19 protein-coding genes are annotated in these 23,313 nt (G+C 67.0%); 12 read left to right on the forward strand and 7 right to left on the reverse strand.

Going from position 1 to position 23,313, the window contains the following annotated elements:
• Positions 1-7: 7 nt before the first annotated feature.
• The 3 genes from AC06E9_RS10760 (at position 8) to AC06E9_RS10770 (ending at position 1,824) form a co-directional block, all read left to right on the forward strand.
• Positions 8-517, forward strand: a complete 510-nt coding sequence (locus AC06E9_RS10760; RefSeq protein ID WP_121042921.1) for an HAD family hydrolase — start codon at positions 8-10, stop codon at positions 515-517.
• A 19-nt stretch (positions 518-536) separates the two neighbouring features.
• Positions 537-1,388 (forward strand): pseudouridine synthase, encoded by an 852-nt coding sequence (locus AC06E9_RS10765; RefSeq protein ID WP_121042923.1) that lies wholly within the window; start codon positions 537-539, stop codon positions 1,386-1,388.
• Positions 1,389-1,479: 91 nt separating this feature from the next.
• The gene (locus tag AC06E9_RS10770; protein ID WP_121042925.1) at positions 1,480-1,824 is read left to right on the forward strand and encodes a hypothetical protein; all 345 of its coding nucleotides are present in this window, start codon (positions 1,480-1,482) and stop codon (positions 1,822-1,824) included.
• A gap of 60 nt (positions 1,825-1,884) precedes the next feature.
• Here the strand turns inward: AC06E9_RS10770 and kbl are convergent, their stop codons facing one another.
• On the reverse strand, positions 1,885-3,096 hold the full coding sequence (kbl, locus tag AC06E9_RS10775; RefSeq protein WP_121042927.1) for a glycine C-acetyltransferase: 1,212 nt from the start codon (positions 3,094-3,096) through the stop codon (positions 1,885-1,887).
• Between the two features lie 196 nt (positions 3,097-3,292).
• On the opposite strand from kbl, the gene AC06E9_RS10780 reads away from it, so the two are divergent.
• Positions 3,293-3,994 carry a TorF family putative porin gene (locus AC06E9_RS10780; RefSeq protein ID WP_282260406.1) on the forward strand — a complete coding sequence of 234 codons (702 nt, stop codon included), beginning with the start codon at positions 3,293-3,295 and terminating at the stop codon, positions 3,992-3,994.
• Positions 3,995-4,193: 199 nt separating this feature from the next.
• Here the strand turns inward: AC06E9_RS10780 and tdh are convergent, their stop codons facing one another.
• Positions 4,194-5,216 carry an L-threonine 3-dehydrogenase gene (tdh, locus tag AC06E9_RS10785; protein ID WP_026070190.1) on the reverse strand — a complete coding sequence of 341 codons (1,023 nt, stop codon included), beginning with the start codon at positions 5,214-5,216 and terminating at the stop codon, positions 4,194-4,196.
• Positions 5,217-5,472: 256 nt separating this feature from the next.
• Here tdh and AC06E9_RS10790 point away from each other — a divergent pair, with 256 nt between their 5' ends.
• From AC06E9_RS10790 to AC06E9_RS10820, 7 genes are all read left to right on the forward strand, one after another.
• On the forward strand, positions 5,473-7,635 hold the full coding sequence (locus tag AC06E9_RS10790) for a S46 family peptidase (protein ID WP_478056030.1): 2,163 nt from the start codon (positions 5,473-5,475) through the stop codon (positions 7,633-7,635).
• 348 nt (positions 7,636-7,983) lie between these two features.
• On the forward strand, positions 7,984-8,628 hold the full coding sequence (locus AC06E9_RS10795; RefSeq protein WP_478050491.1) for a histidine phosphatase family protein: 645 nt from the start codon (positions 7,984-7,986) through the stop codon (positions 8,626-8,628).
• A 51-nt stretch (positions 8,629-8,679) separates the two neighbouring features.
• Positions 8,680-9,957, forward strand: coding sequence for a bifunctional tetrahydrofolate synthase/dihydrofolate synthase (gene folC / locus AC06E9_RS10800; RefSeq protein ID WP_478056031.1), 1,278 nt, complete (start codon positions 8,680-8,682; stop codon positions 9,955-9,957).
• 98 nt (positions 9,958-10,055) lie between these two features.
• A complete protein-coding gene (locus AC06E9_RS10805) occupies positions 10,056-11,093 on the forward strand; it encodes an SPOR domain-containing protein (RefSeq protein WP_478056032.1) in 1,038 nt (345 codons plus the stop codon).
• Positions 11,094-11,151: 58 nt separating this feature from the next.
• A complete protein-coding gene (locus tag AC06E9_RS10810) occupies positions 11,152-11,883 on the forward strand; it encodes a CvpA family protein (protein WP_121042942.1) in 732 nt (243 codons plus the stop codon).
• Positions 11,884-11,913: 30 nt separating this feature from the next.
• Positions 11,914-13,380 carry an amidophosphoribosyltransferase gene (purF, locus tag AC06E9_RS10815; RefSeq protein ID WP_019185825.1) on the forward strand — a complete coding sequence of 489 codons (1,467 nt, stop codon included), beginning with the start codon at positions 11,914-11,916 and terminating at the stop codon, positions 13,378-13,380.
• 9 nt (positions 13,381-13,389) lie between these two features.
• Complete coding sequence (locus AC06E9_RS10820) at positions 13,390-14,250, forward strand: ferritin-like domain-containing protein (protein WP_282260392.1); 861 nt, start codon at positions 13,390-13,392, stop codon at positions 14,248-14,250.
• Here the strand turns inward: AC06E9_RS10820 and AC06E9_RS10825 are convergent.
• Entirely contained in the window at positions 14,223-15,701 is a 1,479-nt protein-coding gene (locus AC06E9_RS10825) for a phospholipase effector Tle1 domain-containing protein (RefSeq protein ID WP_478056033.1), read from the reverse strand. The two genes, AC06E9_RS10820 and AC06E9_RS10825, sit on opposite strands and share 28 nt — an antisense overlap.
• A 635-nt stretch (positions 15,702-16,336) precedes the next feature.
• On the opposite strand from AC06E9_RS10825, the gene AC06E9_RS10830 reads away from it, so the two are divergent.
• On the forward strand, positions 16,337-17,593 hold the full coding sequence (locus AC06E9_RS10830; RefSeq protein WP_478056034.1) for a zinc-dependent metalloprotease: 1,257 nt from the start codon (positions 16,337-16,339) through the stop codon (positions 17,591-17,593).
• A gap of 43 nt (positions 17,594-17,636) precedes the next feature.
• Here AC06E9_RS10830 and lpxH read toward each other — a convergent pair whose 3' ends face one another.
• The 4 genes from lpxH to AC06E9_RS10850 form a co-directional block, all read right to left on the reverse strand.
• A complete protein-coding gene (lpxH, locus tag AC06E9_RS10835) occupies positions 17,637-18,380 on the reverse strand; it encodes a UDP-2,3-diacylglucosamine diphosphatase (protein ID WP_282260387.1) in 744 nt (247 codons plus the stop codon).
• A gap of 46 nt (positions 18,381-18,426) precedes the next feature.
• Positions 18,427-18,966, reverse strand: a complete 540-nt coding sequence (locus AC06E9_RS10840; protein ID WP_121042954.1) for a phosphatase PAP2 family protein — start codon at positions 18,964-18,966, stop codon at positions 18,427-18,429.
• Positions 18,947-20,086 (reverse strand): glycosyltransferase family 4 protein, encoded by a 1,140-nt coding sequence (locus AC06E9_RS10845; protein WP_121042956.1) that lies wholly within the window; start codon positions 20,084-20,086, stop codon positions 18,947-18,949. Before AC06E9_RS10845 ends, AC06E9_RS10840 begins: the two co-directional genes overlap by 20 nt.
• A gap of 146 nt (positions 20,087-20,232) precedes the next feature.
• The gene (locus tag AC06E9_RS10850) at positions 20,233-23,142 is read right to left on the reverse strand and encodes a TonB-dependent receptor plug domain-containing protein (RefSeq protein WP_478056035.1); all 2,910 of its coding nucleotides are present in this window, start codon (positions 23,140-23,142) and stop codon (positions 20,233-20,235) included.
• Between the last annotated feature and the right edge of the window lie 171 nt (positions 23,143-23,313).

Below are 23,313 nucleotides of genomic sequence, written 5' to 3' on the forward strand. Positions count from 1 at the left end.
GCATCCCATGCAGCGTTTTGCACTGGCCGCCGCGCTTGGCCTGGCCCTGGTTCCCACCGCCCACGCTGCCGTGGACTGTTCGGCACCTGCCAGCGCATCGCCGCTGCCGCTGCCGGCCACCGCGATCGCACCGGTTGCCGAAGAGCTGTACATCCGCAACGTCCAGTTGGGCATGCCCGCCGGCGTGCTGACCTCCAGCTACGACCGCGAGCAGTCGCTGGACAGCGTGCTGCAGCGCCTGCGCATCGACGGCTGCCAGAACATCGCCAAGGCGATTCCCAGCGCACCGGTGATCAACCCGAACGATCCGGCGGCCTACAAGCCGCAGACCGAGTTCGACAACACGCCGTGGCGCTTTGACATGAGCCAGAACGGCAAGCGCATGACCGCCGAAGAATTCGACGCTTGGATGAAAGCGCGCGGTGTGCGCGTGGTCAAGGCGCGCCCGGTACCGGCTGCCGTGCCGGCCGCCACCAGCGAAGCACCGGCTGAGACCAAGCCGGCGGACAAGAAGTAAGCCGCCTGAGCGGAGCACGATGACGACACGCCGGCCGCCCGCCGCGAACGCGTCCCGACCACGCCGCCCCGAGCGGCGTGCGAGCCCTGCAACTGCTGCCCGCAACGCCGCCTCCAGCACCCCTGCGGGCGCACCGCGCCATGGCCTGGCGCGCGTGCTTTCCAAGGCCGGGCTGTGCTCGCGGACCGAAGCCGCACGCTGGATCGCCGATGGCCGGGTGACGGTCGACGGCCGTGTCATCAACAACCCCGAATTTCCGATCATCGACGGGCGCCATCACGTGCGCGTCGATGGTCAGCCGCTGGATGCGCCCAAGCGCGTGCACCTGATGCTCAACAAGCCGCGCGGCCTGGTCACCACCGCGCAGGACGAGCGCGGCCGCGACACCGTTTATCGCTGCTTCGATGCTGCCAGCCTGCCGTGGATCGCGCCGGTCGGGCGCCTGGACAAGGCCAGCGAAGGCCTGCTGCTCTTCAGCAATGATCCGCAGTGGGCCGCGCGCCTGACCGATCCGGCCACCGGCCCGGACAAGACCTATCACGTCCAGATCGATGCCCTCCCCGATGCCGCGCAGCTGCAGGCGTTGTGTACGGGCATCGAGGATGAGGGCGAACTGCTGCGCGCGCGACGCGCCACGCTGCTGCGCAGTGGCGACAAGACCGCCTGGCTGGAAGTGGTGCTGGAGGAAGGCCGCAACCGGCACATCCGACGCCTGCTCGCCGCGTTCGACATCAACGTGCTGCGCCTGGTGCGCGTGGCGATCGGCCAGCTGCCGCTGGGCGAGCTGGGCAAGGGCGCCTGGCGCGAGCTCAGCCCACACGATCTGGAGCTGCTTTACGCCGTGGCCGACAGCGCCGCGGCCACACCGTGACCTCGTGGCCTGCCGGCATGTGGCAGGCCATTCGACCCGGGCAATGGATGGCCTTCGAAGGGATGTTCCGTTCAATACCGGGAGTAAGACCATGCACGTCAGTACCCTCAACCGTTCCCTGTTCCGCGGCGCCTGCCTGTTGTTGCCGGCCGCGCTGCTGACCGCCTGTGGCGGCCACAAGCAGATCGCCAAACAGGATCCGCCGGTGACCGACAAGGTGGTGGAGATCAAGATCCCCGAGCTGGATGGCCGCGGCAGCTACCGCTTCCTGATGAGCGATGGCGACAAGCGCATGAGCGCCGACGAGTTCGATGCGTGGATGAAGGCCAACGGCATCCGCGTCGCCAAGGGCAACGGCCAGGATGGGCCGGTCGCCGCACCGGTGGTGGTGGCCAGCAAGGAACAGGCCCAGGACAAGAAGAAAAAGAAAAAATAAAAAAACGCCGGGCACTGCCCGGCGTTCTGTGGGGACGGCGCGCAGGGCGCCGTCGTCCGGTCACCCCTTGATCACGCCCAGTTCCAGGCCGATCCGGGTGAAGGCATCAATGGCACGGTCCAGGTGCGCACGCGTGTGCGCGGCGCTGATCTGGGTGCGGATGCGGGCCTGCCCCTTGGGCACCACCGGGAAGAAGAAGCCGATCGCGTAGATCCCTTCTTCGAGCAGGCGCTCGGCGAACTTCTGCGCCAGCGGCGCGTCGTACAGCATCACCGGGCTGATCGGGTGCACGCCCGGCTTCACATCGAAACCGGCAGTGGTCATCTTCTCGCGGAAGTAGGCAGTGTTCTGCGCCAGGGTATCGCGCAGGTCATCGGCGGCGGCCAGCATCTGGAAGGCCTTGATGCCGGCGGCGACCACGTGCGGCGGCAGCGAGTTGGAGAACAGGTACGGGCGCGAGCGCTGGCGCAGCAGTTCGATCACTTCGGCGCTGGCGCAGGTGAAGCCGCCCAGCGCACCGCCCATGGCCTTGCCCAGGGTGCCGGTGATGATGTCGATCTTTTCCAGCACGCCCTTGACCTCGGCCGAGCCGCGGCCGGTCGCGCCGAGGAAGCCGGTGGCATGGCATTCGTCGATGTGCACCAGCGCGTTGTACTTCTTGGCCAGCGCGGTGATCTCATCCAGCGGGGCGATGAAGCCGTCCATCGAGAACACGCCGTCGGTGGTGATCAGCTTGGTCTTGCAGCCGGCCGCATCGGCGGCCTGCAGCTGGGCTTCCAGATCGGCCATGTCGCAGTTGGCGTAGCGGAACCGCTTGGCCTTGCACAGGCGCACGCCATCGATGATCGAGGCATGGTTGAGCGCGTCGGAAATGATCGCGTCGTGCTCGCCCAGCAGCGGCTCGAACAGGCCACCGTTGGCATCGAAGCAGGCCGCGTACAGGATGGTGTCCTGCTTGCCGAAGAAATCGGCGATCTGCGTTTCCAGCTGCTTGTGCAGGTCCTGGGTGCCGCAGATGAAGCGCACCGAGGCCATGCCGAAGCCATGGGTATCCAGCGCGTCCTTGGCGGCCTGGATCAGGTCCGGATGGTCGGCCAGGCCCAGGTAGTTGTTGGCGCAGAAGTTCAGCACCGTACGGCCGTCGTCCAAGGTGATCTCGGCCGACTGCGGGCTGGTGATGATGCGTTCGGACTTGAACAGGCCCTGGGCGCGGATCGCCTCCAGTTCTTCAACGTAGTGCTGGGTCAGCGAGGCGGTGGTGGCGTCGGTCATGGCAGGCAGTCTTCGGCACGGGAAACCCGGGATTTTACCTGTCGGGGGCGACGGCGGGGTTGCCGCCGGCGGTGGAAGGGCGGGGCAGGCCGGGGGACGGTTGCAGACGTGATTGTTGCATCGCAATATCAATCAGGTTAAAAAACTGTAAACCGCGCCGTTCCGCCCACCCCACCCACGTCTGGAGAGACCCCGCATGAACCACGCCACGCGCTGTACCGCCGCCGTTGTGCTCTGCGCCGCCCTGCTTGCCCCGTTTGCCGCCAGCGCCCAGGACGAGGCCGAATCGCCGTTCAGCTGGAACGTCACCGCGGTGTCGGACTACGTGTTCCGTGGTGTGTCCCAGACCGATGAGGATCCGACACTGCAGGCCGGCTTCACCTATACCTCGCCGGTAGGCCTGTATGCGGGCGTGTGGGGCTCGGGCGTGGACTTCGGGCCGGGCGACCCAAGCACCGAGATCGACTACCTGATCGGCTACGGGGTGGATGTCACCGACGGCGTCAATTTCGACGTGCTGCTCAACCGCTACACCTATCCGGGCGCCAGCGAGCTGAACTACAACGAGTTGATCACCACCACCACCTTCGCCGAGCAGTACAAGCTGACGGTGGCCTACACCGATGATCTGTCCGGGTCCGATACCAAGAGCTGGTACTACGCGGTGGGCGGCGAGTGGGGTCTGCCCAATGATTTCACCCTGAGCGCGAACGTGGGCCGCACCTCGCTCGAGACCGATTTTGGCAAGGACTACACCGACTTCAACGTCGGCGTGAGCCGCCAGTTCGGCCTGTTCAACCTGGGCCTGGGGTACCACGGCACCGATGGCGCCGGTCGCGACAACAACGGCAAGCTGGCTGACAACCGCGTGGTGTTCACGGTCGCCGTTGGCAAGTAGCCCGCCACTGGCCGGCGCCCGACACCGCCGGCAACCTCGCGAACCAGAAAAGGCGCCCGGATGGGCGCCTTTTCAATGTTGGCCTCACACCGGAACCCTTGCTGGAGAACAGCCCCCTTGTTGTTCAAGGGGGCGCGCCAACGGCGCGGGAATCAAGGTGGAATGGACAATGGATCATCTGTGCCGAAGGCACAGGTGATCAATTCCAGCTCAAGACCACCTTGCCAGCCTTGCCCTGTTCCATCAGGTCGAAGCCCTTCTGGAACTCATCGATCGGCAGCTGGTGGGTCATCACCTTCCCCAGCGGGAAGCCGGACAGCACCAGCTGGGTCATCTTGTACCAGGTCTCGTACATCTTGCGGCCGTAGATGCCCTGCACGGTCAGGCCCTTGAAGATGATCTTGTCCCAGTCGCAGCCGGCACCCTTGGGCATGATGCCGAGCATGGCGATCTTGCCGCCGTGGTACATGCAGTCGAGCATGTCGTTGAACGCGCGCGGGTTGCCGCTCATTTCCAGGCCCACGTCGAAGCCCTCCATGTGCAGCTCCTTCATCACGTCCTTGAGCGAGGTGTTGGAGACGTTCACCACGCGGGTGGCGCCCATGTCGGCGGCCAGCTTCAGGCGGAAATCATTGACGTCGGTGACCACCACGTTGCGCGCACCGATGTGCTTGCAGATGCCGGCGGCGATGATGCCGATCGGGCCGGCACCGGTGATCAGCACGTCCTCGCCGATCACGTTGAACTCCAGCGCGCAGTGCGCGGCGTTGCCGTACGGATCGAAGAAGGCGGCCAGCTCGGACGGGATCTGATCGGGGATCGGCCACAGGTTGCTGGCCGGCATCACCATGTATTCGGCGAAGGCGCCGTTGACGTTGACGCCGATGCCCACGGTGTTCGGGCACAGGTGCTGGCGGCCACCGCGGCAATTGCGGCAATGGCCGCAGACGATATGGCCTTCGGCCGAGACGCGCTGGCCGATCTCATAGCCGGTCACGCCCGGGCCGATCTCGGCGATGCGGCCGACGAACTCGTGGCCGATGGTCAGGCCCGGCTTGATCGTACGCTGGCTCCACTCGTCCCACAGGTAGATGTGCAGGTCGGTACCGCAGATGGCGGTTTTTTCCAGCTTGATCAGGACCTGGTTCGGGCCGGGGGTGGGGACCGGAACTTCTTCCAGCCAGATGCCCTTGGCGGCTTCGCGTTTGACCAGGGCCTTCATTGTTTGCTGCGCCATCGGGGTGGAACTCGTCTGGGGGAAAACGCGGATTATAGAGGGCTGCGCGGAATTCCCATGTTGCGCTGCGGGTGCGTTGGCGGAACGAAAGGCGGGGGTGCATGGGCGTTTCGAACGGCGCCGCTGCGCTCGCCGGGCCATGCCCGGCGGACGGCGGCCTGGCCTGGCCCATGACTTCCGGGGATCGGGCCGTGGCAGGGGCTGGGCTACACTCGGCGGTTCTTTCACCAGGGGCTGCTCAATGCGCTCGAACCTGCTTGCCTTCTCCGTCGTCGCCAGCCTTGGGCTGGTCCAGGTCGCCCATGCCGCTGAAGGCATGTGGGTGCCGCAGCAGCTGCCGGAGATCGCCGGCCCGCTCAAGCAGGCCGGCCTGAAGCTGTCCCCGGAGCAGATCTCCAACCTGACCGGCGACCCGATGGGCGCGGTGGTGGCGCTGGGCGGCTGCACCGCCAGCTTCGTCTCCCCGCAGGGCCTGGTGGTCACCAACCATCACTGTGCCTACGGTGCGATCCAGCTGAATTCGACGGCTGAAAAGAACCTGATCAAGGACGGCTTCAACGCGCCGACCCTGAAGGACGAGTTGAGCGCCGGCCCGAACGCCCGCGTGTTCGTGCTGGACCAGATCACCGACGTCACCGACCAGGCCAAGGCCGCGATCGCCGCCGCCGGCAAGAACCCGCTGGCCCGTACCCGCGCGCTGGACGCCTTCGACAAGGCCCAGACTGCCGCCTGTGAAGCCGATACCGGCTTCCGCTGCCGCCTGTACAGCTTCTCCGGCGGCAACACCTACCGCCTGTTCCGCAACATGGAAATCAAGGATGTGCGCCTGGTCTACGCGCCTCCGGGCAGCGTCGGCAAGTTCGGCGGCGACATCGACAACTGGATGTGGCCGCGCCACACCGGTGATTTCTCGTTCTACCGCGCCTACGTGGGCAAGGACGGCAAGCCGGCCGCCTTCTCGGCCGACAACGTGCCTTACCAGCCCAAGCACTTCCTGAAGTTCGCCGACCAGCCGCTGGGCGCCGACGACTTCGTGATGGTGGCCGGTTACCCGGGCCGCACCAACCGCTACGCGCTGGCCGGCGAGTTCAATGAAACCGCCAGCTGGACCTACCCGACCATCGCGCGCCACTACAACGCGGTGCTGAAGATGATCGACGAGGCCGGCAAGGCCGACCCGGACGTCAAGGTGAAGTACGCGGCGACCGCGGCCAGCATGAACAACGTGGCCAAGAACTACGCCGGCCAGCTGGAAGGCTTCAAGCGCATCGACGCGGCTGGCCAGAAGCAGGCCGAAGAAGCCGCCGTGCTGGCCTGGCTGAAGAAGCGTGGCGCCGCCGGCAAACCGGCCCTGGCTGCGCATGCGCAGCTGATCCAGCACCTGGACACCAGCAAGGCCACGCGTGAGCGCGACCTGTTCGTCAGCCAGTTCAACAGTACGTCCGCAGTGGGCTCGGCAATCACCCTGTACCGCCTCTCGATCGAGCGCAGCAAGGCCGATGCCGAGCGTGAGGTCGGCTATCAGGAGCGCGATCTGCCCTCCATCGAAGGCGGCCTGAAGCAGATGGACCGCCGTTACGTGCCGCGCATGGACCAGCAGCTGCAGACCTACTGGCTGAGCCAGTACGTGGCCCTGCCGGCCGCGCAGCGCACCAACGAGGTGCTCAACCAGTGGCTGGCAGGCAGCGATGCGGCGGCCGTGCAGGGTCTGGTCGGCAAGCTCTCGGCCACCAAGCTGGGCAGCCTGGATGAGCGCCTGACGTGGTTCAAGGCCGACCGCGCCGCCTTCGAGGCCAGCACCGATCCGGCGATCCAGTACGCGGTGGCGGTGATGCCGGCGCTGCTGAAGCAGGAAGAGCAGAAGAAGACCCGCGAAGGCGAGTCGCTGGTGTCGCGCCCGCTGTATCTGCAGGCCGTGGCCGACTACAAGAAGAGCAAGGGCGAGTTCGTCTATCCGGACGCCAACCTGTCGCTGCGCATCACCTTCGGCAACGTCATGGGCTACGGCAAGGACGGCGTGAACTACACCCCGTTCACCACCCTGGAAGGCGTGGCCGCGAAGGAAACCGGCGAAGACCCGTTCGATTCGCCCAAGGCGCTGCTGGAGGCGGTCAAGGCCAAGCGTTACGGCGGCCTGGAAGACAAGCGCATCGGCTCGGTGCCGGTGAACTTCCTGTCCAACCTGGACATCACCGGCGGCAATTCCGGTTCGCCGGTGCTGGATGCCAACGGCAAGCTGGTCGGCCTGGCCTTCGATGGCAACTGGGAGTCGGTGAGCTCGAACTGGGTGTTCGATCCGGTGATGACCCGCATGATCGCGGTCGACAGCCGTTACATGCAGTGGATCATGCAGGAAGTGGCGCCGGCGCCGCAGCTGCTCAAAGAACTGAACCTCAGCAAGTAAGCCGACCCGTCGGTTTCCAGAACCCCGCAGCGACATCTGCGGGGTTTTTTCATGTGCGAATGACAGTCAAACGCGTGGCGTCTTGCTTTCCCCTGCGGGAGCGCGTCGGGCAGGGCTGGGCGAGACACGGCGCGTCCTGCCAGAGGCTACCCGGCCTCAGCCTGCGCGGGCCAGTCAGGCGCCACGCTCTACGAGCCATCCGCCAGCAAGCCGCCGAGCAAGCAGATCACGTACACCAAACAGCCACACAGCTTCACCGCCGCGACCGGGTATCATCCCTGTTCCGCGTGCTTTCACAGGATGTGAACGAAGCGCCGGAACCTCCTCCCCCAAGGACCCCTTGTCCGCATGCGCATCCTGCTTGCCCGTCACGGCGAAACGCCGTGGAATGCCGAAGGCCGCTACCAAGGCCAGATCGATATCCCGTTGTCGCCGATCGGCGAAGCCCAGGCCAAGGCACTGGGGGAACGTCTGAAGTCCGTCGACATCACCCGCGCCGTTGCCTCACCGCTCTCGCGTGCCCAGCTCACCGCCCAGCTCGCCCTCGGTGCCGAACGCGCCCCGATGCTGCAGACCGAGCCGGACCTGCAGGAAATCGCCCACGGCGAATGGGAAGGCCTGCTGGCCAGCGAAATCCACGACAAGGATCCCTCCCGCCTGCGCGCCTGGCGCGAAGAACCGGACACCGTGCTGATGCCCGGCGGCGAATCGCTGCGCCTGGTGCTCGAACGCAGCTGGCGTGGCCTGGCCCGTGCCGCGGAAGGCCTGGGCGAGCACGACACCCTGCTGGTGGTCGCCCATGACGCCGTCAATCGCGTGATCCTGTGCCGCATCCTCGGCCTGCCGATCTCGCGCCTGTGGACCTTCCGCCAGGCACCGACCACCCTCAACCTGCTCGAAGGCCCCGACCTCGATCAGCTGGAAGTGGTCCGCCTCAACGACTGTGCGCACCACACCCCGTTCTTCGGCGAAGCCAAACACCGCGCGCTGTAACGTACTGCGTCCCATCCTGCCGTCCGCCCCAACGATTCCGATCCAACGACCATGACCACCATCGCCCGCCCGCAGACCCTCTCCGATTGGCTCAGCTACATCGAGCAGCAGCACCCCGCCACCATCGACATGGGGCTGGACCGGGTGCGTACCGTGGCGCAGGCGATGGGGCTGGGGGCGCCGGCCGAGCGCAGCATCGTGGTCGGTGGCACCAATGGCAAAGGCTCCACCGTCGCCTTCATCGAGGCCATCGCACGTGCCGCCGGCTGGAAGGTCGGTGCATACACCTCGCCGCACCTGCTGCGCTACAACGAGCGCGTGCGCATCGATGGCCGGGACGCCACCGATGACGCCCTGATGGCGGCCTTCAACGCGATCGAGGACGCGCGTGGAGACACCACGCTGACCTACTTCGAATACGGCACGTTGGCCGCCCTGCAGCTGTTCGCGCAGGCGGGCCTGGATCTGGCCGTGCTTGAGGTCGGCCTTGGTGGCCGTCTGGATGCGGTCAACATCGTCGATGGCGACGTGGCGGTGATCACCACCGTCGATATCGACCACAGCGACTGGCTGGGCGAGGACCGCGAAGCGATCGGGACCGAGAAGGCCGGCATCATCCGTGGGTGGAAGCCGGTCATCCTCGGTGAAATCGATCCGCCCTCGAGTGTGCTCGCGCGTGCCTATCTGGTGGGTGCCAACGCCATCCGTGGCGGCAGTGATTTCTTCGCCGATGCCATCGATGGCGAGCGCTGGCGCTGGCGCGATGTCGGCTTCCGTATCGAACTGCCGCACCCGACGCTGCGCGGGCCCATCCAGCGGGCCAATGCCGCGACGGCGATCGCCGCGCTGCGTGCGCTGGATCGTCCGCTGCCGCGCACCGCCTTCATCGAAGGCGTCGCCGCCGCGCGTATCCGTGGCCGTCTGCAGGCCTTCGATCGTGACGGCGTGGAGGTGCTGGTCGATGTCGGCCACAACCCGCAGGCCGCACGCGAACTGGCCACCGCACTGAAGGCCAGTCGCGTCACCGGCGACACCATCGCGGTGTTTGCCGCCCTGCAGGACAAAGATGCCGCCGGGGTGGTCGAGGCCTTGGCCGATCAGGTCCAGCAGTGGCATCTGGCCGGGCTGGAGGGGGCACGTGCGCAGAGCGCCGAGGAACTGCGGGAGCGCCTGGCCGGCACGGCTGCGGCCGGTGCTACGCCGCACGCCACCGTCGTGGACGCCCTGCAGCATGCCGTGACGCAGGCCAAGGCCGGCGATCGCGTGCTGGTGTTCGGTTCCTTCCACACCGCCGCGCAGGCGCTGCAGACCCTCGATCCCGGCGCCTGAGGCTGCTTTGCAGCGCCGTTCAGCCGCATCAGCCGCCGCACACGCGCGCACCCGTATAATCGCCGTGGCATTCCGCCGCGCCGCCTGCCTGCCTTCACGTGGATACTCCTCTGAAACAGCGACTGATTGGTGCCATCGTCCTGGTGGCGTTGGCCGTGATTTTCCTGCCCATGCTGGTCAAGGGTCCCGCACCTGACAGTGGTGTCGCCAACGTGCCGATCAGTGCACCGGCCGCGCCGTCGGATGGCCAGTTCGAAACCCGCGAGCTGCCGCTGGTCGCACCCACCGGTGGCGCCACCGGCCTGCAGAGCGGGGCATCCACCACCCAGCCGCTGGCCGACAGCGCTGCGGTCGCCCCCGCTCCGGCGCCGGCGGACACCTCGCCGGCCGTGGCCGCCGGCAACTACGCGGTGAGCTTTGGCGCCTACGCCACCGAAGCCGATGCCGACCGCGTCATCGCCTCGCTGAAGAGCGCCCAGCTGGCCGGCTTCCGCGAGCCGGCCACGATCAATGGCCGCCAGGCCTGGCGCGTGCGCGTGGGCCCCTACGCCGATCGCGCGCTGGCTGAAGCCGGCCGCCTGCAGGCGGTGAAGGTGCGCAATGACGTCAAGGCCGAGGTCATCACCCTGGATGCCCGCGCCGATACCGCGGTTGCCGCCACGCCGGCCGCCACCACACCGGCCCCGGCGGCGGCTCCGTCTGCCTCCAGCGCTGCCGCCGCGCCGGCGGGCACTACCGTGAAAACCGAATCCCTGCCGGCCGAGCCGGTCGCGGCCGCCAAGCCGGAACCGAAGCCGGCCGCGCCCAAGCCCGAACCCAAGCCGGCCCCGGCGCCCAAGCCCGAAACTGCTGTCGCGGCACCGGCGGCACCGGCGGCACCGGCTGCCCCGGCCGCCAGCAGCGTTGGTTTCGCCGTGCAGCTCGGTGCCTTCGGCCAGGCGGCCGAGGCCAATGCGCTGCGCGACAAAGTCCGCGCCGCCGGCTTCAGCGCCTTCGTTGAGCAGGTCCGGACCGACAAGGGCACCCTCAACCGGGTCCGCGTCGGGCCGGTCGCCAACCGCGCCGATGCCGAGAACCTCAAGGCCCAGGTGGCCGCCAAGGTCGGCGTGGCCGGCATGGTCCGCCCGCACCCCTGATGCCTGTTCTGCGCCGCCCCGCACCCGCTGGACGGCGCCAACCGCGCGGCCTGCCGGCATGATCGACATCGTCCTGCTGGTCCTGATCGGGGCCTCCGTCCTGCTTGGCCTGATGCGCGGCTTTGTCGGCATCGTGGTCAGCACGCTGTCCTGGCTGCTGGCCGGCTGGGCTGCGTTCCTGTTCGGCAATGACGCGGCCCACTGGTGGGCGGCGCCGCTGGAACCGGGCACCGGCCATTACGTTGCCGGCTACCTGGGGGTGTTCCTGATCGTCATGATCGCCGTTGGCCTGATCGGCATGCTGATCAAGGCGGCCGTGAAGGTCACCTGCCTGACCGGCGCCGACCGCCTGCTGGGCGGGGCACTGGGCCTGGTCCGCGGCGCCTTCCTAGGCTGCGTGCTGCTGATGCTGGCTGCCTTCACGCCGCTGCCGCAGGAGCCGGCCTGGCAGACCTCGCAGGTGCGGCCGCTGCTGCAGCCTGGCGTGCGCTGGATGCAGGCGCAGCTGCCCGAGATGGCGCTACCGGAGGTGAATCTGCCGCAACTGCCGACAATGGATTTGGGCAAGCCGCTCGCGACAGGCGATAATGGCGTCCTTGGCGAAGTAGTGGCAGGGCGCGGATGGCCGCGTCCCGTTGACGAGGGGAGGGAGACGGCACCTGCCGACGCTGCGGCGCGCGGGCCGGCTTCCACACTGCCAGTCAATATCGAGCCGGCGCACCCGCGTCCGGACGACACCGCTCCGGCACGGAACGGTACCCCCGGCCAGGCACGGCCACCTTCACTGTAGATGGGCGCAGCCCAGCGGAGAATTCGCACCATGTGTGGCATCGTCGGAATCGTCGGCAACCAGAACGTCGCCGGGCAGTTGTATGACGGCCTGACCGTCCTCCAGCATCGTGGCCAGGACGCGGCCGGCATCGCCACCGCCGACGGCACCCGCCTGCGCGTGCAGAAGGCCAATGGCCTGGTCCGCGATGTGTTCGATGCCAAGCGGATGTCCACGCTGGAAGGCCGCGTCGGCATCGCGCATGTGCGCTATCCCACCGCCGGTTCGGAAGGCATGGACGAGGCGCAGCCGTTCTACGTGAACTCGCCGTACGGCATTGCGCTGGCCCACAACGGCAACCTGATCAATACCGAAGCGCTGCGCCAGCAGGTGTTCGAGCAGGACCGCCGCAACGTCAACACCGATTCGGACAGCGAAGTGCTGCTGAATGTGTTCGCCTTCGAACTGGATGCGCAGCGCCAGCTGACCCCGGAAGCGGCGATCCGCGCCGTGGCCGCCGTGCACCGCCGCGTCAAGGGTGGCTATGCGGTGATCAGCGTGGTGCTGGGCCTGGGCTTGGTGGCCTTCCGCGATCCGCACGGCATCCGCCCGCTGGTGCTGGGCAAGCGCGCGCACGCCGAAGGCGACGAATACATCGTGGCCTCCGAATCGGCCGCACTGGACGTGCTCGGCTTCCAGCGCGTGCGTGATGTGCGCCCGGGCGAAGCCCTGGTGATCACCGCGCGCGGTGAGCTGTTCTCCGAAGTCTGCGCCGAGCCGGTCGAGCACAGCCCGTGCATCTTCGAATACGTGTACTTCGCACGCCCGGATTCGATGATCGACAACGTCTCGGTGCACAAGGCGCGCATGCGCATGGGCATCAAGCTGGGCGAGAAGATCCTGCGCCTGCGTCCGGATCACGACATCGACACCATCATCCCGATCCCGGATACCTCGCGCGATGCCGCGCTGGAGATTTCCAACACGCTCGGGGTGAAGTACCGCGAAGGCTTCATCAAGAACCGCTACATCGGCCGCACCTTCATCATGCCGGGCCAGGGTGAGCGGGTGAAATCGGTGCGCCGCAAGCTCAACCCGATCCACCTGGAGTTCCGCAACCGCGTGGTGCTGCTGGTCGATGATTCGATCGTGCGCGGCACCACCAGCCAGCAGATCGTGCAGATGGCGCGTGACGCCGGCGCGCGCAAGGTCTACCTGGCCAGTGCCGCGCCGCCGGTGCGCTACCCGAACATCTACGGCATCGACATGCCGGCCGCCGAAGAACTGGTCGCGCACAACCGCAGCATCGAAGAAATCGAGAAGCACCTGGGCTGCGACTGGCTGATCTACCAGGACATCGAGGACATGGAAGCGGCGGTGAGCGAAGGCAATCCGGAGCTGAAGTCGTTCGATTCCTCGTGCTTCAACGGCGTCTACCCGACCGGCATCGAGCCGGGGTATTTCGAGCGCATCCAGCAGCTGCGTTCGGACGATGCCAAGCACAAGCGTCGCGCCTGAGGGCAGGGCATGAGTGACGTGTTGGACAGCGCGGCCGGCGATCTGCTGCAGGCCGCGCAGCAGTGCCTGGGCGAGCCGGATCCGCTGCGCAAGGTCGCGCTGACCCAGCACTACGCGGTGCAGTTCCGCGCCGGTCGCCTGAAGGCACCGGCCGATGCGCCGGCGCCGGAGCCGATCCGGATGCCCGGGCGCCCGGCCAGGCCGACCCTGGTCCACCCGCGCGATCTGCCGCGGCGTGGCCTGGGCAGCGTGGAGGGGCGCGCCGCGTTCGTGCACGCCATCGCGCATATCGAACTCAATGCGATCGATCTGGCCTGGGATGCGGTGTACCGCTTCCGCGGCCTGCCGAGCTCCTTCCATGCCGACTGGGTCAGCGTGGCTGATGACGAATCGCGCCACTTCATGCTGCTGCACGATCGGCTGCAGGCCAACGGCTATGCCTACGGCGATTTCGACGCGCATAACGGGCTATGGGAAATGTGCGAGAAAACCGCGCATGACGGGCTCGCGCGCATGGCACTGGTGCCGCGTGTTCTCGAAGCGCGCGGGCTGGATGTCACGCCGGGCATGATCGTGAAGCTGCGTGCCGGTGGCGACCATGCCACCGCCGATGTGCTGGAGATCATCCTGCGCGAAGAGGTCGCGCATGTGGCCGCGGGTTCGCGGTGGTACCGCTGGTACTGCACGCGCGAGAACGTCGAGCCGCGCCCGCGGTTCATGGCACTGCTGCGCGAGTACGCCGGCGGCTTCCTCTATGGCCCGTTCAACCTGGAAGCCAGGCTGCTTGCCGGATTCGACGAAGAAGAACTGGCCGAGCTGATCGAACAGACCGAACTGCGCGGTCAGGTGTTGGCCAGCACCACGCGCTGACCGTTTTCGGTCGGCCGGTTGACATAGAACAGGCCCGGCCCCGGCCGGTACGGCAGTTCCCGCGTGCCTTCATCGGCGGCATAGAGCAGCGCAGTGTCGCCCAGTGCATCGAAGTTCCAGTGCGCGGACTGCATCAGGTAATGCTGGCCAAGCGTGCGCTCCTGCGCGGCATCGAGCGGATGGCCGGCCAGCAACCGGGCCGCGATGGGCTGCAGTTCAGTGGGCAACGCCAATGCCGGCAGCTGGTCAGGCGAGGTTGTCCAGGCCACGCCCGCCGCTGCGGCATGCTGGTGCAGCAACCGCAAGGCGATGAACTGGTAACGTGCGTCGATCTCGCGGCGCAGCACCACCGCCGCGTAGGCACGCAGGGTAAATTGCGGCAGGACGCTGCGGCTGCCGGCGACACGCTGCTGTTGCCAGTGGTGCCAGACGTCCACCCAGATCGCGTCATCTCCCAGCCCCAGTGCGCGCTGCCAGCGCCGGCACGTCGCCTGTGCGGCGCGGTAGACAGTGCTCGCGCGCAGCAGCGCCAGCGGCGGTACATCGCCTGCCGCCAGTCCGGTGCCACGCAGCAGCTGTCCCTGTGGGCGGCTCAGCAGCTTGGGTCCTTCGATGCGCTGGTCGTAGCCGCCGCCGATGTTGGCGTGCACGCCTGGCAACGCGATCTCTTCATGTTCGGGCGCCACGCTGGTCAGCGCGAAATGTTCGCGGTGCTCATCGCGCGCGACCAGCTGCACCACCTTGTCCGCACAGCCGGCGGGCAGTGCCACCGCCGGCATCTCACCGGGGTGCTGGCGGCCGATCGCCACCACCGTATCGAGCAGCCCGACGAAGCGCACCGGCCGCACCGCGGCTGGAAATCCCGGCGCCAACGACCAGCCCGAGCGCACCAGTTGCTCGCGCAGCCACGCGGCGGCACCGGGTGTGTTGAGCACGTTCACCGCGTCGCGCGCGCTGGCCGCGCCACGCGAATAGCCAAACAGATCCACCCGCGCGCTGCCGAGTACGCGGTCAGGGTGTGCGCGGGCGAGCTGGCGCAGCGCGTCGGGTAGCAGCTGCTCCAGGGCCCGGCGTCGCTTTGCGCGGACACCGGTGCGGCCGATGCCGAACGCCAGCCCCAGCAGGTCGTCTTCTTCACCGGTGCGCGTGCCCACACCCTCGATATAGATCGACAACGCGAGCATGCTACCTGCGGGCGGCATCTGCCGATGGTCCGGATACAGCGCATGCAGCCGCGCAATGTTGGTCAGGCCGTTGCTGTAGCTGCTGGTCAAGCGGCTCTGGTACGGGGAGGCATCATCGGCGACCACGGCGGGTGGGCGCGGTGTTGGCGTCGTGGCGCCTGCCGGGCGTGAGGCGCGCTGCAGATTGTCAGCGTTGTTGCGGGTGCCATCGAAGAACAGACCGATGTGCAGCGTACTGTCGAGGCGGGTGCGATCGGGTGGGCTCATATCCAGCGCCTGGTTCGGGTCTGCATGCATATCCACCTGTGTCCGGCCATGATCGACCCGCGGCGTTGAGCAGCAACGGGGACGCACGGTAGGACGATAATTCAATACGCGGCGATGATCGAGATGTCGCTATCGGCATTTTGTTTTGATACCAAGGCCGATATAACGCAAGGTTTACGTGGCCGTGTCGAGCGGTGCCTATTCTGCAGGCCGTTTCCGCACAACGGGCCTTCCCATGATGCTTCGCCCACCGGTCCTGAACCGGCGTCGTTTTCTCGGTCTGGCGGCGCTGGGAAGCACCGCGCTCAGCCTCCCCCGGCACGCTCTGGCACAGCATCTGGACGGAGCGCTTACCGCCACGTTCGATGCGGACTGGTGGTGGGGCGCTTTCCGCGCCCTGACCCTCAAAGCCCTGGCGGCGGTCCGGTTGCAGCGCGTGTGGCCAGCCGGGCTGCAGCCGGCGCTCCGGGATGTTGGGCCAGCCTGAACCAAGATGCGGTCGATCACAGTTCGGAAGTTTCGTCCTCAATTTCTATTGAATTCACGCGGTCATGTCGCGCCAGATGGGCATGCCGGCCCTACCGGCTGACCGCAGCACCGACTCCGCTCCCGTTTTTCACTCAAAGAGAGGCGACATGATGTCCAGTTCGATGAGCAAGGCCGCAGGTGTGATGGCGTTGTGTCTGTTGGGGGCCGGTGGCGCTGCCGCGGCGCCGTTGTTCGAGCCGGTCACTGTGTTGAGCCGGGCCGGCAACGCTCATCAACCGGCCCTGCAGGCCCTGATGGGCTCGCCGTCGACCAGCGCGGTGCAGGAGGTACGGGTGGATGCGAGGGCGGTCGCGCCGGCACAGAAACACCTGGAGTTCGAACTGCTGGGACAGCCGGTGCAGGCCCTGCAGAGCAAGGTCGAGACGCTCGCCGACGGCGGCAGCATCTGGTACGGCCAGATCGGCACGCGTGCCGGCGCTCGCCTGATCAAGGCCGGCGCGCCGGACCCGATGAACGCGGTGATCCTGGTGCGTTCGGGCGACACGATCACTGGCTCGATCCGGAAGGACGGCCAGCTGTACCGGCTGCGTCCGCTGAGCGATGGTCGCCATGTGCTGGTGGAAGTGGATGAGGCGCGCATGCCGGCCGATCATCCCGCCGAGTACAACACCCTGCCCACCGTGGCGATGCCGGCCAATGACCGGCTCGGGATCGCGGCCGCCTCGTCGGGTACGCCGGCCACCATCCGCGTGCTGGTGGTAGCCACCAATGGTGCGGTGGCGGCCTATGGCGGCAACATGCAATCGCTGGTGCAGCTGGCGGTGGCCGAATCCAACCAGGGCTACAGCAACAGCAATGTCGGCATCACCCTGGAGCTGGCCGGGTACGAGACCACCAGCTACGCCGAGTCGAGCAGTTTTTCCACGGATCTGTCGCGCTTCCGCAACACCAGCGATGGGGTGATGGACAGCATCCATACCAGCCGCAACACCACCCGGGCCGATGTAGCGGTGCTGGTGATCAACAACGCCAGTTCCTGTGGCTTGGCCTCGGGGATCGGCTCCACGGCGGCGACGGCGTTTGCAGCGGTGCATTGGGACTGCGCGGCCGGGTACTACTCCTTCGCGCACGAAATCGGCCACCTGCAGAGCGCACGGCACGACATCGCCACCGACGGGAGCGCTTCGCCGTATGCCTACGGCCATGGCTACCGTTACGAGCCGGCGAGCGGCACCGGCTGGCGCACGATCATGGCGTACAACTGCACACGCAGCTGCCCGCGGTTGAACTACTGGTCCAACCCGAACGTCAGCTACAACGGGATCCCGATGGGCATCGCCAGCAGTGCCGACAACCAGCGCGTGCTGGTCAACACCAAGGCGGCTGTGGCCGCATTCCGCTGATCTGGATTTCCCGCGGCGGCCACTGGGCCGTCGCGGGGGCGGTTCAGTTCGCCAGGGCGTCCAGCGTCCAGCCTTCGGGCGTGACGCGCAGCACCGAACCCTGTTCGTACCAGTCACCCAGCACGATGCGGGTGCAGTCTCGCCCGCCGGCCTGCAGCGCGTGGATGGCGGGGCGGTGGGTATGGCCATGGATCATCGTGTCCACGCCATAGCGGCCGAACGTGGCGTCGACCTCTGTCGGCGCGACATCGGTGACGGTTTCGAACTGGGCGCGATCGCCCTGTTTCATTTCCGACTGACGCGCTTGGCTCGCATCGCGCGCCTTCTGTGCGAACGCGATGCGTGCGGCCAGCGGCTGCGACAGGAACTGCGCCTGGAAGACCGGGTCGCGGGTCTGCGTGCGGAACTGCTGGTAGGCGACATCATCCGTGCACAGCAGATCGCCGTGCTGCAGCAGTACCGGACGGCCATACAGGTCGATGACGCTCGGGTCGGGGAGAATCGTGAACCCTGCGCGGCGCGCGTAGTCCTCGCCGACCAGGAAATCACGGTTGCCGCGGATGAAGTACACCGGCACCCCGGCATCGGCCACGGCATGCAGCGCGATCGCCACCGCATCGGCGGCCGGGGAGGGCGTGTCATCGCCGATCCAGGCTTCGAACAGGTCGCCCAGGATGTACAGCGCCTCGGCCTGCATCGCTTCATCGCGCAGGAAGGCCAGGAACAGGTCGGTGATGGCTGGACGACTCGGGTCCAGGTGCAGATCGGAGATGAACAGCGTGGTCATGGACCGATTGTAAAACGCAGGTGCGCGATGCGCGCGTGCCTGTTGCTCACACCGGCAACGGCAGCCATTGCAGGCTGGCGGCAGCGAGCAGTGCGGCGATGCCGGTCGCGGCCAGCACATCGCTCGGGTAGTGCAGGCCCAGCACCACCCGCGACAGCCCGATCAGCACGGTGAAGGGCACCAGCAGCGGGGCCAGCCACGGGTAGTAGGCCAGTGCCACGATCGTGAAGGACACCGCATGCAGGGTGTGCCCTGACGGGAAACTGAACTCGTCCAGCGGCGCCACCCAGGCACGGATGCGCAGGTCGGCGGCAAATGGCCGCGGGCGGCGCGTCCAGCGCTTGAGGCCCTTGTACAGCAGTAGTGCCATCAAGCCGGTGGCAGCCATGTGCAACGAAGCACGCAGGCCATCGAAGCCGTCCAGCAGCACCAGCGCGCCCATCAGCGCGTACCAGAACGCGCCATCGCCCAAGCGGCTGATCACCGCGAAGGCATGGCGGATCCGGCGGTGCCGGCAGTAGTGGTTGGCGCGGCGGCACCAACGGGTTTCGCGCCCGCGCAGGGCATCAAGCGGCGTGGTCGGCATGCGGCCTCCGGGCCTGGGCCAGTTCGGCCAGCAGCGCATCGAACTCGGCCACCACGTGCTGCGGATGCAGCCGCTTCATCGCAACGGCGGCCGTGCGGCCGAGCCGGTGGCGCAGGGCGTCGTCGCCGGCCAACTGCACGGCGGCGGTCACAAACTCGCTGTCGTCATTCACGGCAATGCCGTTTTCATCGGTGCGCAGGTACTCGCGGGCAGCGCCGTAATCGAAGGCGACCGTGGCCAGACCGCTGGCCATCGCTTCAAGGGTCACGTTGCCGAAGGTCTCGCTGCGGCTGGGGAAGAGGAACAGATCGCCGCTGGCGAAGTGCCGCGCCAGCGCATCGCCGCGCTGCACGCCGCAGAAGATGAAGTCCGGGTTGTCATGCGACAGCTTGGCGCGTGACGGTCCATCACCGACAAACACGAACCGCGCCTTCGGTCGCACCTGCTGCAGGCGGCGGAATGCTTTGACCGCCAGACCGAGGTTTTTTTCCGGTGCGATGCGGCCGACATAGATCGCCGCGAAGCCGTTGCCATCGATGCCCCATTCCTCGCGCAGTGCCGGATCGCGCCGCTCGGGCTCGAACTGGCTGCTGTCCACCGCGCGCGCCAGCAGACGCACCCGATCAAAGCCCTGTTCGCCGAGGAAGTGCTGCAGCTCCTGGGTCGGCACCAGCGTCGCATCGGCCTGGTTGTGGAAGCGCCGCATCCAGCGCAGGGCGGCCGCCTGCAGCCAGGCCACGCCGTAGTCGGGCAGGTACTCATCGAAGCGGGTATGGAAGCCGGTCGCGACCGGGATCCCGAGGCGCCGCGCGGTGCGCAGTGCCGACCAGCCCAGCGGGCCTTCGGTGGCGATGTAGATCGCGTCCGGCCGCTGGTGTTGCCACTGGCGGGCCAGGCGGGTGGGGGCGGGCAGGCCGAAGCGCAGGCCGGGATAGCGTGGCAGGCCGGCACCGGTGACCAGCACGGTGCTGTCCACCGCCTCGCTGTCGGACGGTTGCCGCGGCCGGACCAGATCGACCTGATGGCCCGCGGCACGCAAACCCAGTTCCAGGCCCTGCACGGTCAAGGCAACGCCGTTGACTTCAGGGGGGTAGGTTTCGGTGACGATGGCATAGCGCATGGCGGGCCTCCGGTATGCCACGCATGCTGGGGCCGGGCGATGTAGCCGACATGACCGCTGTATGACGCTTGGATGACGCACGCGCCGCCACAAAAAGCCACGGCCCCGAAGGGCCGTGGCAGTGACTTGGTGCTATCCGGCGGCGATCAGAAACGCTGCTGGTACTTCATGTACATGAAACGGCCGATGTCGTAGCCGCCGTAATAGGAGAACGCCGAGTTCGGCTGGCTGTACATGATGGGGCCATACTTCTGGAACACGTTGTTGGCGCCGACCGAGACAGTGGCATCCCAGGGCAGGTTGTAACGGAACTGCACGTCGTGGAAGGTGACAGAGCCGCGCCGGTTGTAGTCGCGCGAGCCGGCAAACCAGGGCGCCTGCATGCCCGGGTCGGAGCACTCGTCCGGCCGGGTCTTGACGTCGATGCAGCGTTCCTTCACCCCGGAGTAGTAGCGCGCGGTCCAGCTCACCCCGAAGTCGCCCACGTCCCAGCCCAGGGTCAGGTTGGAGCGCACGCGGAAGCCGCTGCCGATGCCGTTGCTTGGGGTCGGCACGACGTCGGTGTCGTTGGTCGAACGTGACAGGTACGAGCTGACATAGGTGGTCGACCATCCCGTGCTCAGCTTGCCGTAAGCGGTATCCAGATGGTGGCTGAGCTCCAGGTCGTAGCCTTCGGTTTCCACGAAGCCGGAGTTGCGCTTGCCGTACTTCAACTGGTCGACGATGCCGGTGACCGGATCGCGGGTGAAGCCGCTGCAGCGAGACGCGATGCCCTGCTCATAGCAGTCGCGCAGCATGTCGTTGGGGTGGTCGTTGACGATGGTGTTGTCGATGCGGATCTTCCACCAGTCCAGTGCCACGTTGAGGTTGGGCACGAAGGTCGGGCTCCAGACCAGGCCCAGCGTGCGGCTGGTCGAGGTTTCCGGCTGCAGGTCCGGATTGGAGCCATTGGTGAACGGCACCGGGGTCTGGTCGCTGCTGCTGGTGATCGGCACGCCGCCCTGGCGCAGCTGACGGTAGCTGTCCGCATTGGCGATGTCAGCGGCACAGCGCGCGCGGACCTCGGCACTGCTGGCCGAGGCGCCGTAGACGGTATCGCAGGGGGCGCGGTAGCCGGTGGTGAAGGTCTCCGAGCCACCGCCGTACAGATCGGAGATGGTGGGTGCACGGAAGCCTTGCGCCCACGTGCCACGCACCAGCAGCTGCTCGATCGGCTTCCACTTGAAGCCGAATTTGCTGTTGAGGGTGGTGCCGAAGGTGCTGTAGTCCGAGTGACGGGTGGCGGCGTTCAGGCTCAGCTCGCGCGCACCCGGCAGGTCGGCCAGGATCGGCACGCTCAGCTCCAGGTAGGCCTCGTTGACCTTGTAGTCGCCGCCGGTCGGGCCGGCGGCCAGATTGGTGGTGGCGCCGCTCTGGGCCAGCGGATCGGGAATGAACTCACCGGCCTCCTTGCGGGTTTCCACGCCGAAGGCGAAGCCAAGACCGCCGGCTGGCAGCGTCATGATCGTACCGGCGATGCTGGCGAACGCGTTGCGGGTGGTGGTCTTGCCGCGGGAGACTTCCGGCGGGAACAGATAGTCGATCAGCGCCTGGTTGCCGGTCAGGCCATTGGGGTCATTGCTGCCGTAAGGCACCAGTGGATTCCAGGGCATGCAGCCGGCAATCGGCGCGCCAGGAACGCCGCATTCCACCTTGCCGGTAACCTCGTTGTAGTACGACGGGCCGACCGCGTTCTTGACGCGTTCCTTGTTGAGGTTGCCGGTGGCGCGCTGCAGCAGTTCGCTGCGGTTGTACTGGTAGCCCACTTCCCAATCGAAGTAGCGCTCGCCCACCTCGAAGCTGCCTTCCAGTGCCGCTACCGCACGCCAGGTGGTCAGCTCGCTGGTGCTGACCCGCGGGACCTCCCAGGTGCGGCGATTCCAGGCGATGTCAGTGGGGTTCTCGTACCCATGGTGATTGCCGAACGGATTGAACCAGCTGTCGGCCGACATCCGCCCGATGCCGGCGGTGGAGGACTGCAGCGGATAGCCGGCGATCTGGCGGGTGGACGTGCGCTTGTTGTAGCCCAGCTGAGTGGTCAGGCGGATGTCATCGGTCAACTCCAACCGGCCATCCAGGAACAGCGAATCGCGCTTGAGCGGCGAGATCAGGTGCATCTGTTCCTGCGCGTTGCTGACGTCGCCGGTGACGGGGGTCAAGTCACTGAGATGGTAGTTGCCCGGGTTGGTCGGGTCGGCGCCGCGGTCCAGTGAGTAGTTGCAGCCTGCCGCGGCGGTACAGCCCGGGCCCTTCAGGCCGTTGATCTGACCCCACTGACTGACCTGGGTCCAGTTGTCGCCGGGGTGGCGCGTGGTGTTCGGGAATTGGCTGAACCAGCGATCGCGTGCCCACACCCCCTTCTCTTCGGTGTGCTCGGCCGAGAAGGTCAGCGAAGCGCGGTCGTTGGACCAGCCGGCCACCACGTCGACGCTGTTGCGCGCGCCATCGCCCTGGCTGTACTGGCCGTGGTAGACGTTGGCAGTGACGCCATTGACGTTGTGGCGGGTGATGATGTTGATCACGCCGGCCATGGCGTCCGAACCATAGATCGCCGAGGCGCCGTCCTTCAGCACTTCCATGCGTTCGATCGCCGAGACCGGCACACTGGAGATGTCCTGGTAGCCGCCGGTGTTGATGCCCAGGCGCTTGCCGTTGATCAGCACCAAGGTGCGCTGTGCGCCCAGGTTGCGCATGTCGATGTAGGTGCCACCGGCGTTCTCGCCAGCGGCCAGGACGTTGGAGCGGCTGATGGACGGGCTGCCTACCGCGGTCAGGTTCTGCAGGATGTCGGCGACCGAGCTGAAGCCCTGGCGTTCGATGTCGGCGCGGCTGATCGCGAGCACCGGCTGCGCGGATTCGACATCAACCTGGCGGATGCGCGATCCGGTGATCTCGATGCGGTCCAGGGTGGTCGGGGTGGCGTCCTGGGCGAGGACGGCGGTGGAGGCCAGGCCAGCGGTGCCGGCCACGAGGGCAAGGCGGATCGCCTGCCACAACGGGGTGGTGGATGAAGACATGATCGACTCTCTCTCTCTTATCGGAACGACGTCCAAGAAGTCGGCGGACCCAAGTGCCGCCTGCTTCAAAAGTCCGGCCGTGTGAAGACCGGTGTCCCGAGAGTAGATCGATTGGTTAAGAAGCCATGAAGCACATGTGAGGCCGTTCTCACTATGAGTTCATGGGTGCAG

It is taken from the genome of Stenotrophomonas sp. Steno-Z10-BAI (assembly GCF_056393115.1).